A 14,227-nucleotide genomic window follows, 5' to 3' on the forward strand; every position below is an offset into this window, starting at 1 on the left:
TCCAGAGGAGCGGCCGCATTGAGACTCAATCGCCTTGTGGCGCCTCGTCGTCATCCGGCGCGGGCGTCACCTCGTCGACCACCACCTCTTCTTCATCGGAGGCTGGTTCCTCGACCGGCTCATCGACTCGCACCGTGGCAACCAAATGCTCGCCTTCGCCGGTGCGAATCAGGGTGACCCCTTGTGTATTGCGCGAACTTACCGAGATTTCCTCGACCCGCGTGCGCACCAACGTGCCCTTGTCGGTAATCAGCATCATTTCATCGCTGTCGCGGACCTGAATCGCGGCCACCAGGGCGCCGTTGCGCCGTGAGGTTTGCATGGCAATCACCCCTTGGCCACCACGTCCACGCAGCGGAAACTCATCGAGACGTGTGCGCTTGCCATAGCCATTCTCAGAGGCGGTGAGGATATAGACCTGATCTTCACTGACCGTCTGAGCCGACGATTCTTCGGCGACGTTATCGGTGTCGTCAGCCTCGGCATCGATGGTCAACGACTGCGGAATGATCAAGCTGATCACCTCGGCATCGCCCTGCAGGCGCATGCCACGTACACCGCGGGCGGTGCGTCCCATGGCACGCGCCTTGCTTTCCTCAAAGCGAATGGCCTTGCCGTTGGACGAGAACAACATGGCGTGATCATTGCCGGAAGTAATCGCGGCGCCGACCAGGCGGTCGTCCTCTTCGAGGTCGATGGCGATCAAGCCCACGCTGCGCGGCCGCGAGAATTGTTCCAGCGAGGTCCGCTTGACGGTCCCCTTGGCGGTCGCAAAGAAGATGTAGCAGTCGTCGCGGTATTCACGTACCGGCAGAATGGCGTTGATCGACTCACCATCATCCAGCGGCAACATGTTGACCAGCGGCTTACCGCGCGAACCACGACTGGCGTTGGGCATCTCGTAGACTTTCAGCCAGTAGACCTTGCCGCGATTGGAGAACAGCAACATGGTGTCGTGCGTCGAGGCCACCAAGAGGTGCTCGATGATGTCTTCGTCCTTCATGGTGGTCGCCGACTTGCCACGTCCGCCACGCCGCTGGGCCTGGTAGTCGGACAGCGGCTGCGTCTTGGCATAGCCGCTGCGCGAGATGGTGACCACCATGTCTTCTTCGTTGATCAGATCCTCGATGGTCAGGTCCAGATGACTGGCCTGGATCTCGGTCTTACGGTCGTCGCCGTACTGATCGCGAATCGCGCCAAGCTCCTCGCGAATGACCTCCAGCAGGCGTTCCGGCGAGGCGAGAATCTCGTTGAGCTCGGCGATACGCTTGAGGATCGACAGATATTCGTCGAGAAGCTTCTCGGTTTCGAGTCCTGTCAAACGGTGCAGGCGCAATTCCAGAATGGCCTGCGCCTGGGCCGGTGACAGGCGGTATTCACGCTCGTTGTCGGCGAGTCCATAGCTTTCGTCGAGATCTTCCGGCTTGCAGGACGTCGCCCCGGCGCGCTCGAGCATGCCGGTCACCTGCCCCGGCTGCCAGGAGCGCGCGACCAGTTTTTCCTTGGCTTCGGTCGCCGAGGGCGACGCCTTGATGAGCTCGATCACATCGTCGATGTTGGAGATCGCTACGGCCAGACCTTCGAGGATATGGCCGCGATCGCGCGCCTTCTTGAGCTCGAACAACGTGCGCCGCGTCACCACCTCGCGACGGTGACGAATGAACGCCTCGAGAATCTCTTTGAGATTGAGGATCTTCGGCTGACCGTTATCCAGCGCCACCATGTTGATGCCGAATACGGTCTGCAGCTGAGTATGCGCAAACAGGTTATTGACGACCACTTCGCCAGACTCGCCGCGTTTGACCTCGATCACCACGCGCAAGCCTTCCTTGTCGGACTCGTCGCGCAGTTCGGCGATGCCGTCGATACGCTTGTCCTTGACCAGCTCGGCGATCTTCTCGATCAAGCGCGCCTTGTTCACCTGATACGGCAGTTCGGTGACGATGATGTGATCGCGCCCGGTCTTGTCGTTGTGCTCGATGGTATGACAAGCCCGCACATAGATGCGCCCGCGCCCGGTACGGTAGGCATCTAGAATCCCCGCGCGCCCGTTGATGATCCCGCCGGTGGGGAAATCGGGGGCCGGAATGTACGCCATGAGATCATCGATGCTGAGCGTGTAATCGTCGATCAGTGCCAGACAGCCATCGATCACCTCGCGCATGTTATGTGGCGGGATGTTGGTCGCCATGCCCACAGCGATGCCTGATGCCCCGTTGACCAGCAGGTTGGGAACCTTGGTCGGCAGCACCTCGGGAATGCGCTCGGTGCCATCGTAGTTGTCGACCCAGTCGACGGTATCTTTTTCCAGGTCGGCGAGGAGCTCATGGGCGAGTCGGGCCATGCGCACCTCGGTGTAACGCATGGCCGCCGCGCTATCGCCGTCGATGGAACCGAAGTTACCCTGGCCATCGACCAGCACATAGCGCATCGAGAATGTCTGCGCCATGCGCACGATAGTGTCGTAGACCGCGCTATCCCCGTGCGGGTGATACTTACCGATCACGTCACCCACGACACGAGCCGATTTCTTGTAGGCTTTGTTCCAGTCATTGCTGAGCTCATGCATGGCAAACAATACGCGCCGATGCACGGGCTTAAGGCCATCTCGTACATCCGGCAACGCACGGCCGATGATCACGCTCATGGCGTAATCGAGATACGACTGTTTAAGTTCGTCCTCGATATTGACTGGCAGAATTTCTCTGGCGATCTCACCCATGGGTCGTTCAATCCTTTGCACCGCGCCATACCATCGGTCATGGCACTGAATGAAACGAACAGCGGTCTCACAGAGCACAAAGCCCCGCAGGCCACTCTTCAGCGCTCGACGCCAATGGCCGTCACAGCAATCATTGAGCTTCGATGGCGGGCCCACATCAAGGAGGCCCGAATCACGCCATCATACCATTTCACATGGCAATGCGGCAGGCTTGGTCAATGCAATCGCGCTCTCCTCTCGAGCGCAAGAAAAACACGCCTCCTCATGCCCCGCTGACAAGTGCATACGATTGGGGGAGTGGCACCCGCCTTGGCGTTTCGCCATAATGAGCCCCTTTGTGACGGAATAGGCCCATGTGGTTCAAGCACTTGCATCTCTATCGCCTGCACGACACGACGCCCATCGCGCTCGAGGCACTCGAATCGGCTCTGGAGGCCTTCGCCTTTCGTCCGGTGTCGCCTAGTGAAGGTAAACGCCTCGGCTGGCAACGCCCCGCGGGCCGACACGGTCAACAGCTCGCCCATGAGATCCAGGGTCACCGCCTGCTGTCATTGCTGCGCCAAGAGCGCCTGCTACCAGCCTCGGTGGTGCGCGAGGAAGTAGAGGAACGTGCCGCCGAGCGCGAAGCCGCCGAAGGTAGCCCTGTGCCACGCCGCGAGCGTCAGGCACTCAAGGAACAGGTCGTGGAGGAATTCCTGCCGCGCGCCTTCACGCGTAGCCAACGCATTGATATATGGTGGGACACCCAGCGCGGCCTCATCGCCGTCAATTGCGCCAGCCGCGCCCGCGCCGAGGATGCTCTCGACCTGTTGCGCCAGTCGCTGGGCTCGCTCAAAGTCACGCCGCTGGCCGCACGCCAATTGCCCTCTCGCACCATGACCGCCTGGCTCGAGGATATCGCCTCGCGTCCGGAAGGGCTGCAACTGGGCGATCAGGTCGAGCTCAAGGATGCCAACGGCGACGATGGCGTGTGGCGCGCGCGAGGCATCGACCTCGACGGCGAAGAAGTGCAGAGTGTGCTCGCCAGCGGGCGTCAGGCCAGCCGCCTGGGTCTGGATGTCGAGGATCAACTATCGCTGGTGCTGCACGACGACCTGACGCTCAAGTCGCTGCGCTTCGCCGACGCCTTGCTCGACGAAGCCGCTCAACAAGAAGACGATGACGACCCCACGCTACGCCTGGAAACGGACTTCGCCCTCATGGCCCAAGTGCTCTCTGGATTCATCGAACAACTCATCGATTGGCTGGGCGGCGAAGCCGACCCGGCAGCGCCGACATCATGACGCACGCACCGACTCAATCCGCTCCCCACGATTTCGACGCCATTCGTCCTTATCATGACGACGAGGTGGCGACGGTACTCGACCGCCTGGCCCACTGCGACGAACTGCTCGACGCGATCACGCACTTTCGCCTCCCCCGGCTGGCGCGTTACGCGCCGCCCGTGGCGCGTTTCATCGCACGCCTGGGGCTACAACACGAAATGCGCAACATCGAGAGCGTTACAGCCTTTCAGCAGCGCATCGCCCGCTACATGGCGCGCATGATCGCCACCACCACGGATGCCTTCGAGATCGAGGGGCTCGAGCACCTCGACGCCGACAAGGCCTATCTGTTCCTCGGCAATCATCGCGATATCGCCATGGATCCGGCGTTCGTCAATTACGCGCTCTACCAGAAAGGCCGCAATACCGTACGCATTGCGATTGGCGACAACCTGCTGCAAAAGCCGTTCGTCAACGACCTAATGCGCCTCAACAAGAGCTTCATCGTACCGCGCTCGGCCAAGGGCAAACGGGCGATGCTGCAGGCGTATCAGACATTATCGCGCTATATCCGCCATTCGATCACCGCCGATAACCACTCGATCTGGATCGCCGAGCGCGAAGGGCGCGCCAAGGACGGCATCGACCGCGCCGATACTGCCATCGTCAAGATGCTCGGCATGGCCCAGCGCATGGACGGCGGCGAAGCCGATATCGGTGCTGCGGTCTCCGAGCTACGCCTCGTACCTGTGTCCATCAGCTACGAATACGACCCCTGCGACCTCCAGAAGGCCCGCGAGCTGTACGCCCTCCACACGGACGGCCGCTATGATAAGGTCGAATTCGAGGATATTCAGTCCATCGTCGCCGGCATCACAGGCCACAAGGGGCGTATCCGCCTGACCTTCGGCACGCCTCTGAGCAGTGACTTCGCCACGCCAGAGGCCGTAACCCAGGAAATCGACCGTCAGGTGCTGGCGAACTACCACATGTTCCCCAGCCATCAACTCGCGCTCGAAGCCACGGGACTGGCACCGGAACTGGTCGATCTCAGTGAGGTCACCGACGCCGACCGCGCACGCTTCGAGGCACGCCTGGCCACGGTGCCCGACCACCTGCGCCATTGGTGGCTGCGCCAGTATGCCAACCCCATTCTCAATCGCGCCGGCTATGTCGAGGAAGACGCCTGAAACGTCACTTCCGCCAGAACGTGGGCGTCAACAGCACCAATACGGTGAGGATTTCCAGGCGCCCCATCAACATGCCCAAGCTCAGAAGCCACTTGGCGGCGTCGGGCAACGATGAGAAATTCCCCGCCGGTCCGATGATCGGCCCCAGTCCGGGGCCGACATTGGCCACGGCGGTGGCCGCTCCCGACAGCGCGGTCACCAGATCCAGCCCCAGCAGCGCCAAACCCAGCGCCAGCCCCGCAATCGTCAGGAAGAAAAAGAAAGAAAAGGCAATGACCCCGCGTACGACCTCGTCGCTCAACGGGTTGCCATTATAGCGTTGCGCGAAGACCCCCTGGGCGTGCACCAGATGGCGCAACTGCGTGAACAGCATGATGGCGCCGATCTGAAAGCGGAATATTTTCATGCCGCCACTCGTGGACCCGCTACAGCCGCCAACGAAGGTGAGGTAAAAGAATGCGGCGACGACCAGCGGCCCCCACTGGGTATAGTCGTCGGACGCATAGCCAGTGGTGGTCACCACCGAGATGACATTGAAGGCCACCTGGGTCAACGCCTCGAAGAAAGAGGCGCCCCCGGCGACGCGATACACGGTCAATCCTAGGATCACGACACCCAACAGCCACAGCAATCCCCGCACCTGTTGGTCACGCCAGAGCACCTGAGGCGTATCGCGCAGCGCGCGGATGAACAGCACGAACGGTAGCGCACCACACAACATGAAGAACGAGGCTAACCACAGGATCAGCGGGCGATCATGATAGACACCGAAGGATGCATCCGAGTTGGCAAAGCCTCCGGTGGCCATGGAACTCATGGCATGCACGACGGCATCCAGCGGTGTCATCCCCGCTAGCCAGTATGTCAACATCGCCATCAGGGTGCCGGCCAGGTAGATTGCACCACTCGCCTTGGCGATACCGCCGGCGCGTGGCAGCACCTTGTCCGACCAGTCCGACGACTCGGTCTGAAAAAGGCGCATGCCCCCGACCTTGAGGAACGGCAAGATGGCGATCGCCATCACGATGATGCCGATGCCGCCCAGCCACTGCATGAGGCCGCGCCACAGCTTCAAGCCATCGGAGAGGCCATCGATGCCCACCAACACCGTCGATCCGGTGGTGGTGATCGCCGAGATGGACTCGAAAACGGCATCGGTGAAAGAAAGCTGCGGCGCACCCAATATCAGCGGCAAGCTGGCACACGCACTCACCAGCACCCAGCTCAAGGTGGTGAGGATGAACATCTGACGCGGTCGCAGCAGTATCTCGACCCCATGAGTCACGAACCACATGAGGCACGCAGAACCAGCCACGACAGCGATCGACAGCAAGAACGCCATGCGGTCGGGGTCACCCTCCAGGGTAAGCACGCCGAGCGGCACGATCATCAAGATCGCCAGCACGGCAAGCAACACCGCCAGAATCCTGACCACTGGGGCGGACACCGCTAGGCTCCGCTTGATGCGTGGGTGAATCACCGCCACCTGTCTACCTCCTCGACCCCTGCGTCGCCGACGTCCCATGACCCACGGAGGCACGATAAACGGCGCGTCACTATAATCGGGCGCTACTATAAAGGGCGCGCGGGACTTTCTCCACTCGCCCGGCACTCCTGCATTCACCGTGGCGGCCCACTGCCGTCAACCGCGACGATGTGCTATCGTCCGCGACATCGTCCTGCGAGTCTATTCGCGCCGTCGTGAACGCACGACACGCGATCCCGCATGAGCCATACGGAGAGAGCCCCATGAGTTCCGCGTCCGAAATGCAGAAAGTCCGAATCATCAACGAGCTGCGTGAATTCATCAAGAAACTGCTGCAAGATCCGGCGATTCTAGAGCAGTCGCTCACCATCGCCCGCGCCCATTACACCGACGACGGCGATAACCGGCAGATGTGGGCCACCATCGCCAACGAAATCTCGGACAACACCAGCGTGCATATCCCCGAGGACCCCAATGAGCACTCGGAAGCCGACCGGCTTTTCCTGGAAGTGCTGAAGGAAGTCGTCGACGAAGGGAAGGCGTTGTACTGAAAGGTTTAAGCTGGAAGCTGGAAGTTTTGAGAAGGAAGTGGGAAGAAGAAAGACATAGTAGGGAGTCTTAAAGGCCGGCGAATCTATAATGCCAGTCAGCGCTCACTGCTGGCATTATTCACAAGCCTCGACTTGTCTTGAAGGCAGGCACTGGCCTTGTGGGAGGGAACTTGTTCCCGATGGTTTCAGTCCACTCATCGCGAATAAATTCGCTCCCACTGCCCCTTTCACAACACCTAATGCCCGGCCTTTTGAACGGTAGAGTTACGGCTTACTATTCTGCCTGATCGCAATTTGATGCATATTGCTCAGGAACGGTTGTCGTGCAGCTCCAAGAGCGGAAATCGTCTTCATTTCCATCCTCACCTGCAGCTTCATAGGTATAGGTGACAATTAGGCTATCAAGATTGGAGTTAGCAGTAGCATCATCCCCAAACGTATACTCCACGCTAGCTGGACCGTTGTCGCCATCCCCTTCACTCACGCCAGTGACGTCAGTAATGCCGCCATATTCACCTTGCGTCCGTATGCCAAGATCAGCGGCGCTGGTAAAAGTATCGCCCTGGTCGACACGTTCCTGAATGGAAATCTTGGCACCGCCCAGCAGTGAATGCGCTTCGGCAAATTGCGAGCGCGCCACATAGTTCTGGTACTGCGGTATGGCGATGGCGGCAAGGATGCCGATGATCGCGACGACGATCATTAGTTCGATTAGCGTGAAACCACGTTGCTGACGTCCCATGAAACTCTCCTGTAATCCCTTGTTGAATACCCTGCTATTCGCTTTTTGGCGAGCCCGGCGCGGGCGAATGATAACCCGTTGCGGGCGCTCCAGCGAGGTGCCAGCACCATGCTGACTCTCTGCGAGGCTGCTACCTAGGATGTTACGTTAAATTACACTTCTCATGCTAGCAAGATGATCGAGGTTAAAGTTTACCTGATTTCGGCCGATTACATACAAACACGCTAATTGACGAGATATCTCATGCCAAGGGTCACCATGATGGGCATGCATGGGGTAGGATGCGAGAAGTCACGGGGTATCGGCCGCCCCACCTGGTCACTCCTTTTGGTGTCGAAACGCTTATGCATTCGTCTTCATCGTCGTCTCCTCCCGCCCCCGGCACGCCGCTTTTGAAAGGGCTCGCCGCACGCCTGGTCGCGGAAGGCCTGATCGAGGAATCCAAGGCGCAGCATGCCTTGGAGGCCGTGCACGACACGCATCAGTCGGTGCTCGAATACGTCATCGAGCAGCGCTGGGTTCCCGCACGAGAAGCCACCCAGAGTGCGGCGTGGGAATATGGCCTGCCGTTCGTCGACCTGGAGGCCATCAGTACCGAGCGCCTACCCATCGGTGAAGGGCTGTCCGATACCCTGATCCGCCGCCTCGGGGTACTGCCGCTGGCGCGTGGCGAACGTCACATCAGCGTAGCGATTCCCTATCCCTCGACGCTTGCACACCTCGATGAGCTGCAGTTTACCACCGGGCTTACCGCCGAAGGCGTGTTGGTAGCCACCGATCAACTGCAGCCAGCCATCGAGCGTTATCTCGTTCAGCGCGAGACGCATGGCATGCTCGAAGAGCTCGATGATGCCAGCGAGGCACTCGAGAACTTGGATCTCGACGATGTCGCGCCTCTCAATGAGGGGCTGGACACCGACGATGACGACGCGCCGGTGGTGCGCTTCGTACACAAAATGATGCTCGATGCTGCGCGTCGTGGCGCTTCGGATATCCATTTCGAGCCCTATGAATCGACCTTCCGCATCCGTTTCCGCATCGATGGCATCCTGGTCGAGGTTGCGCGCCCGCCCTTCAATCTGCGCGCTCGCCTTTCGGCACGCCTCAAGGTCATGTCGCGGCTGGATATCTCCGAGCGTCGCTTGCCGCAGGATGGCGCCATCAAGTTGCGCGTTTCGGCCTCGCGCACCATCGACTTCCGCGTCAGCACGCTGCCCACAGTACACGGCGAGAAAATCGTGCTGCGCTTGCTGGACGCCGGTGCCACACGCCTGGGCATCGATGCGCTGGGCTTCAGCGAATCGCAACAGGCGCTGTTTGAACACGCGCTCGCGCAGCCGCAGGGGATGATACTCGCCACCGGCCCCACCGGCAGCGGCAAGACCGTGACCCTGTATACCGGGCTCAACATCCTCAATACCGATGCGCGCAACATCGCCACCGCCGAGGACCCCGTCGAGCTCAAGCTCGATGGCATCAATCAGGTCAATGTGCTGCCCAAGATTGGGCTGGATTTCGCCAGCGCACTGCGCGCCTTCCTGCGCCAGGACCCCGATGTGGTGATGGTCGGTGAGGTCCGCGACCTGGAAACAGCCGAGATCTCCGTCAAGGCTGCGCAGACCGGCCATTTGGTCCTATCGACATTGCACACGAATTCGGCGGCGGAGACCCTGACACGCCTGCGTAACATGGGTGTGGCGGCGTACAATATTGCAAGCTCGGTGACATTGATCGTCGCCCAGCGGTTGGTGCGCCAACTCTGCCCGCACTGCAAGACATCCGTCGAGCTGCCTCGGGAACTCTTTTTTGAGGCAGGCTTCACGGCAGAAGAAATCGAGACCGCGACCTGCTATAGCGCCACGGGCTGTACGCAGTGCACCCACGGCTACAAAGGACGCATCGGTCTCTATGAAGTACTCCCCGTCAGCGAGGCCATGAGCAAACTGATCATGGCTGACGGCAATTCATTGGAACTCGGCGAACTGGCCCGTCAAGAAGGCCATCCCGATCTGCGGCGCAGCGGTCTGAGCAAAGTACTCGCGGGCATTACCAGCCTCGAGGAAATCAATCGCGTGGTGCTGGAATGAGTGACTAGGGCAAGTGACATGAGGGCAACGACATGGCGGTAGCGACACGCAGCAAGGCGCCTCGGCGCGTCGTCCTGCACCGCTGGCGGTGGAAGGGCAAGAACTCCCGCGGTGAAACCATCCAAGGCGAACTGGTCGCCGCGGATGAAATGGGCGTGCGCCAGGAACTCGGACGTCAGAACATCCTCGTCAAGCGGATTCAGCGCGTGCGCAGCCCTTTCGGGCTGGGTCGCATACGCCCGCAGGACATCACCCTGTTCGCACGCCAGATGGCGACCATGATTCGTGCCGGCATTCCCTTGCTGCAGGCGTTCAGTGTCGTGTCGGAAAGCCTCAAGCGCCCCGCCATGCATCATCTCATCGAGACGTTGATGAACGAGGTCTCGGCAGGCGCCAGCTTTTCCGAAGCGCTCTCACAGCATCCGCGACATTTCGATCGCATGTTCGTCAACATGGTCGAAGCCGGCGAACAATCCGGCTCGCTGGATCGAATGCTAGAGCGTGTCGCCAGCTACAAGGAAAAGATAGACTCGCTGCGCTCCCGCGTGCGCAAGGCGCTTTATTACCCCGCCGCTGTCGTGCTCGTGGGCATGGGGGTGACCGCCCTGCTGCTGATCAAGGTCGTACCGCAATTCGAGAGCCTGTTTCGCGGCTTCGGCGCCGACCTGCCCGCCTTCACGCAATTGACCATCCACCTCTCGGAGTGGGTCCAAGCCTACTGGCCGCACCTGCTTGGCGCCTTCATCGCTGCCGGCGTGCTGATACGTCTCGGTATACGGCGTTCGCCGCGCTTCGCCTATCGCGTCGATGGGCTGATGCTGCGCCTCCCGGTGATCGGCGATATTCTCGACAAGTCGTCGGTGGCACGCTTCTCGCGGACCCTGGCGACGACCTTCAGCGCCGGGGTGCCCTTGGTAGAATCACTGCATACTGCGGCAGGCTCGACCGGTAACCGCGTCTACCAGCGTGCCATCGACGAGGTACGTGAACACGTCGCCAGTGGCCAGCAACTCAACTTCGCCATGCGCGCCACCGGGCGCTTTCCCAATCTGGCCGTGCAGATGATCGGGGTCGGCGAAGAGTCCGGCGCACTGGACGCGATGCTCAACAAGGTCGCGGATTTCTACGAGGATGACGTCGACACCAAGGTCGACGCCCTGACATCGTTGCTCGAACCCTTCATCATCGTGGTGCTGGGCGTTCTGGTCGGCGGCCTCGTGGTGTCGATGTATCTGCCGATTTTCGAGATGGGCTCGGCAATCTAGGACGCTACCGCGTTCCCCAATTCATCCGCCCCGGCATTTCGCCGGGCGCGTTCGTTTCAGGAGTGGCACGTTGCTCGCCGATATCCCTTTACCGTGGCTGGCCGTGATGGCGTTTGTCCTCGGTAGCTTGCTGGGCAGTTTTCTCAATGTCGTCATCGTACGTTTACCCGTGATGCTGATGCAGCAATGGCGCCAGGAAGCACGCGATGCGCTGGCGCTTCCCGAGGAAGAGGTGGCGCGCTACAACCTGTGCACGCCGCGTTCGCAATGTCCGAGCTGTCGCCAGCCAATCGCCTGGCACGACAACCTGCCCCTGATTGGCTGGTTCAAACGGCGTGGCCGCTGCGCGCACTGCCAGACGCGTATCAGCGTGCAGTACCCGCTGATCGAACTGATGGCGGGCCTGTTGATGGCGAGTGTCATCATCGTGCATGGCGCCACCTGGGCGGCACTTGCCTGGAGCGGACTTTGCCTGGCGCTGCTGGTGCTGGCTGTCATCGATCTGCGCACCCAGTTGCTCCCCGATATCATCACGCTGCCATTGCTCTGGGCCGGCCTGCTTTATCAGCTCTTCTTTCAGCCCTATATGCTCGGGAATGCAGTCGTCGGCGCAATGGCCGGTTATGTGCTTCTGTGGAGCTTTTACTGGCTTTTCAAGTGGCTGACCAAAAAGGAAGGCATGGGCTACGGTGACTTCAAGCTGTTAGCGGCGCTGGGCGCCTGGCTCGGCTGGACGATGCTGCCGATGCTACTGATGCTCTCCGCCGGGTTGGGTGCGATTATCGGGGTGCTGTTGCAGCTCTCGCTGCCACGCTTGCGCGGCATGCCGCTACCATTCGGTCCTTTTCTCGCCCTCGCCGGGTGGGTCGCGGTACTCTTCGGCGCACCACTACGCGCCTGGACCGGCTTATAAGGAATTTGCCATGACCTCCACCGCCCCCATCATCGGCGTAACCGGTGGCATCGCCTCGGGCAAGTCCACCGTCGCCGCCATGTTCGCCGAGCTGGGGATCCCCTGGGTCGATGCCGACCTTGTGGCACGCGATATCGTCGCGCCAGGTGAGCCCGCGCTGGACGAAATCGTGGCACGTTACGGAAACTCGCTGCTCGACGCGCACGGCGAGCTGCAACGCCGCGCCTTGCGCGACATTGTGTTCGCCGATGACAGCGAGCGCCAGTGGCTGGAAAGCGTCACGCATCCACGCATCCGCCAGCGATTGCGTGAGCGTCTCGAGGCGATACGTCAGGGCGCCGCCCCCTATGGGCTGCTCGTGTCGCCGCTGTTGTTCGAGACGGATCAAGTCTCGCTGGTCGACCGCCGCCTGGTCATCGATGTTCCCGAAACGCTTCAGGTGACGCGTACTCAGGCACGCGATGAAGTGAGTGAAACTCAGGCGCATGCTATCCTCGCGGCACAGATGCCCCGCCAAGAGCGGTTGGCGCTTGCCGACGACGTGATCGAGAATCATGGTGACATGACGGCGCTGAAGGCGCAGGTCACCGAACTCGACGCGCGTTACCGGCAACTATTCGATGGCACCCATCAGGAGCATTCGCTTTAGCATGACGGAGACATCCCAAGATCGCCCCCTTGAAGTCGCCTGTCCCCAGTGTCGCACCAAGGTCGCCTGGACAGCCGACAACCCGTATCGCCCCTTCTGCTCAAAGCGCTGTCGCTTGCTCGACCTTGGCGCCTGGGCCGATGAATCCCATCGTATCGCGGGCGAGCCCGCCATGGACGAAACCGATCTCGACCGTTTGATCGACGATCTGGAACGCGGCGAACCACGCCAATAAGGCATAAACGCCAACGGCCCGCCAAAATGGCGAGCCGTTGGTATGCGATACAGCGCTATCGCGACGAGAGCGTTATTTCCAGAGATCGCGAATCGTCGCAATCCCTTGGGCGCCCACCGCACGCGCCTGATCGATATCGTCTCGCGTAACCCCGCCTAGCGCATAGACTGGCATACCCGCGGTTTCCACCAGTTGCTGGAAATCATGCCAACCGACCGGCGCAGCCTCTGGGTGGCTCGGGGTCACGCGCAGCGGCGAAAAGGTCACGAAATCGCAACCAATCTCGGCGGCCTGCTCGAGTTGACGGGGATCGTGCGTGGACGCTCCCAACCACTTGTCATTGGCAACAGGGCGATGCTGGAGCGCCATCAAGGTACGGCTGGGCAAATGAATGCCATCGGCATCGATGCTGTCGAGCAGTGCAGGGTCGCCGTTGAGAATCAGGCGTGCCTCGTAGCGACGACAGAGCGCTAGTGCTTGCTCGGCACGCTTTAGATATGCGCTGTCATCCAACGTCTTGGCTCGCAGTTGCACCAGGCGTACGTCGTCATCACGCAAGGCGCGTTCGAGCTTGTCGAGAAATACCGTATCGTCGGCTTCCTCGTCACTGATCAGATACTCGTGCGGCAGACACACCGCGCGCAAGATCGGGTGATTGGCTTCCGGGAACGGATAATTGTTCAGCTCGTTCTGGGGCACCCAACGTACCGCCTGGCCTTCGCGCCCAAAGGGCTCGCCCTCGAACTCATGTACCTGCCAGACATCGAGCAAAATGCGTTTGTCGGCATATTCATGGTGAACGCGAATGAGTGGTTGAGCGCGCAGAATCTCGACGCCCAGCTCTTCGCGGAGTTCACGCCTGAGCGCTTCGAAACCGGTTTCGTAGGGTGCCAGCTTGCCCCCGGGGAATTCCCATAGCCCACCCTGATCGACGATCGAGGGACGGCGTGCCAACAGCACATGACCATCCTCGCGAATGATGGCAGCCGCCGCTACGTGTACCCTTCTCTTCACCATGTTGGTCATTTCACCTTGACTGACTATTCATGATCCACGGACCGAAGGTGGCCCGCTCATCGCTGCTGCCATCCGCACTCGGCTAGCCGTACTGTACGACTCGCA

At 60.6% G+C, this 14,227-nt stretch carries 12 protein-coding genes; 8 read left to right on the plus strand and 4 right to left on the minus strand.

All coding sequences use genetic code 11. The features are described from left to right. Positions 1 to 25: 25 nt before the first annotated feature. The gene (gene gyrA, locus SR908_RS01745; protein ID WP_246922878.1) at positions 26 to 2,722 is read right to left on the minus strand and encodes a DNA gyrase subunit A; all 2,697 of its coding nucleotides are present in this window, start codon (positions 2,720 to 2,722) and stop codon (positions 26 to 28) included. Between the two features lie 353 nt (positions 2,723 to 3,075). On the opposite strand from gyrA, the gene SR908_RS01750 reads away from it, so the two are divergent. After that, positions 3,076 to 4,005, plus strand: a complete 930-nt coding sequence (locus SR908_RS01750) for a recombination-associated protein RdgC (RefSeq protein WP_246922881.1) — start codon at positions 3,076 to 3,078, stop codon at positions 4,003 to 4,005. Beyond that, positions 4,002 to 5,177: a 1-acyl-sn-glycerol-3-phosphate acyltransferase gene (locus SR908_RS01755; RefSeq protein WP_097022952.1), complete on the plus strand. Its 1,176-nt coding sequence runs from the start codon at positions 4,002 to 4,004 to the stop codon at positions 5,175 to 5,177. Before SR908_RS01750 ends, SR908_RS01755 begins: the two co-directional genes overlap by 4 nt. Before the next feature lie 4 nt (positions 5,178 to 5,181). Here SR908_RS01755 and SR908_RS01760 read toward each other — a convergent pair whose 3' ends face one another. After that, the gene (locus SR908_RS01760; protein WP_322527379.1) at positions 5,182 to 6,663 is read right to left on the minus strand and encodes a TrkH family potassium uptake protein; all 1,482 of its coding nucleotides are present in this window, start codon (positions 6,661 to 6,663) and stop codon (positions 5,182 to 5,184) included. 263 nt (positions 6,664 to 6,926) lie between these two features. Between SR908_RS01760 and SR908_RS01765 the strand changes: the two genes are divergently transcribed. Beyond that, the gene (locus SR908_RS01765; protein ID WP_097022954.1) at positions 6,927 to 7,214 is read left to right on the plus strand and encodes a hypothetical protein; all 288 of its coding nucleotides are present in this window, start codon (positions 6,927 to 6,929) and stop codon (positions 7,212 to 7,214) included. A gap of 274 nt (positions 7,215 to 7,488) precedes the next feature. On the opposite strand, the gene SR908_RS01770 is transcribed toward SR908_RS01765, so the two are convergent. Continuing rightward, positions 7,489 to 7,956: a pilin gene (locus SR908_RS01770; RefSeq protein WP_281504880.1), complete on the minus strand. Its 468-nt coding sequence runs from the start codon at positions 7,954 to 7,956 to the stop codon at positions 7,489 to 7,491. A 344-nt stretch (positions 7,957 to 8,300) separates the two neighbouring features. Here SR908_RS01770 and pilB point away from each other — a divergent pair, with 344 nt between their 5' ends. The 5 genes from pilB (at position 8,301) to yacG (ending at position 13,105) form a co-directional block, all read left to right on the plus strand. Next, on the plus strand, positions 8,301 to 10,043 hold the full coding sequence (pilB, locus tag SR908_RS01775) for a type IV-A pilus assembly ATPase PilB (protein WP_246922884.1): 1,743 nt from the start codon (positions 8,301 to 8,303) through the stop codon (positions 10,041 to 10,043). Positions 10,044 to 10,075: 32 nt separating this feature from the next. Then, positions 10,076 to 11,308: a type II secretion system F family protein gene (locus tag SR908_RS01780; protein ID WP_097022957.1), complete on the plus strand. Its 1,233-nt coding sequence runs from the start codon at positions 10,076 to 10,078 to the stop codon at positions 11,306 to 11,308. Positions 11,309 to 11,378: 70 nt separating this feature from the next. Further along, positions 11,379 to 12,221 carry a prepilin peptidase gene (locus SR908_RS01785; protein ID WP_378075243.1) on the plus strand — a complete coding sequence of 281 codons (843 nt, stop codon included), beginning with the start codon at positions 11,379 to 11,381 and terminating at the stop codon, positions 12,219 to 12,221. A gap of 10 nt (positions 12,222 to 12,231) precedes the next feature. Further along, positions 12,232 to 12,870, plus strand: coding sequence for a dephospho-CoA kinase (gene coaE / locus SR908_RS01790; protein ID WP_246922887.1), 639 nt, complete (start codon positions 12,232 to 12,234; stop codon positions 12,868 to 12,870). A gap of 1 nt (position 12,871) precedes the next feature. Beyond that, on the plus strand, positions 12,872 to 13,105 hold the full coding sequence (gene yacG / locus SR908_RS01795; protein ID WP_040241746.1) for a DNA gyrase inhibitor YacG: 234 nt from the start codon (positions 12,872 to 12,874) through the stop codon (positions 13,103 to 13,105). Between the two features lie 72 nt (positions 13,106 to 13,177). Here the strand turns inward: yacG and SR908_RS01800 are convergent, their stop codons facing one another. Next, positions 13,178 to 14,122: a Nudix family hydrolase gene (locus tag SR908_RS01800; protein ID WP_097023116.1), complete on the minus strand. Its 945-nt coding sequence runs from the start codon at positions 14,120 to 14,122 to the stop codon at positions 13,178 to 13,180. Positions 14,123 to 14,227: the final 105 nt, after the last annotated feature.

The organism is Chromohalobacter canadensis, assembly GCF_034479555.1.
Classification (GTDB): Bacteria; Pseudomonadota; Gammaproteobacteria; order Pseudomonadales; family Halomonadaceae; genus Chromohalobacter; species Chromohalobacter canadensis.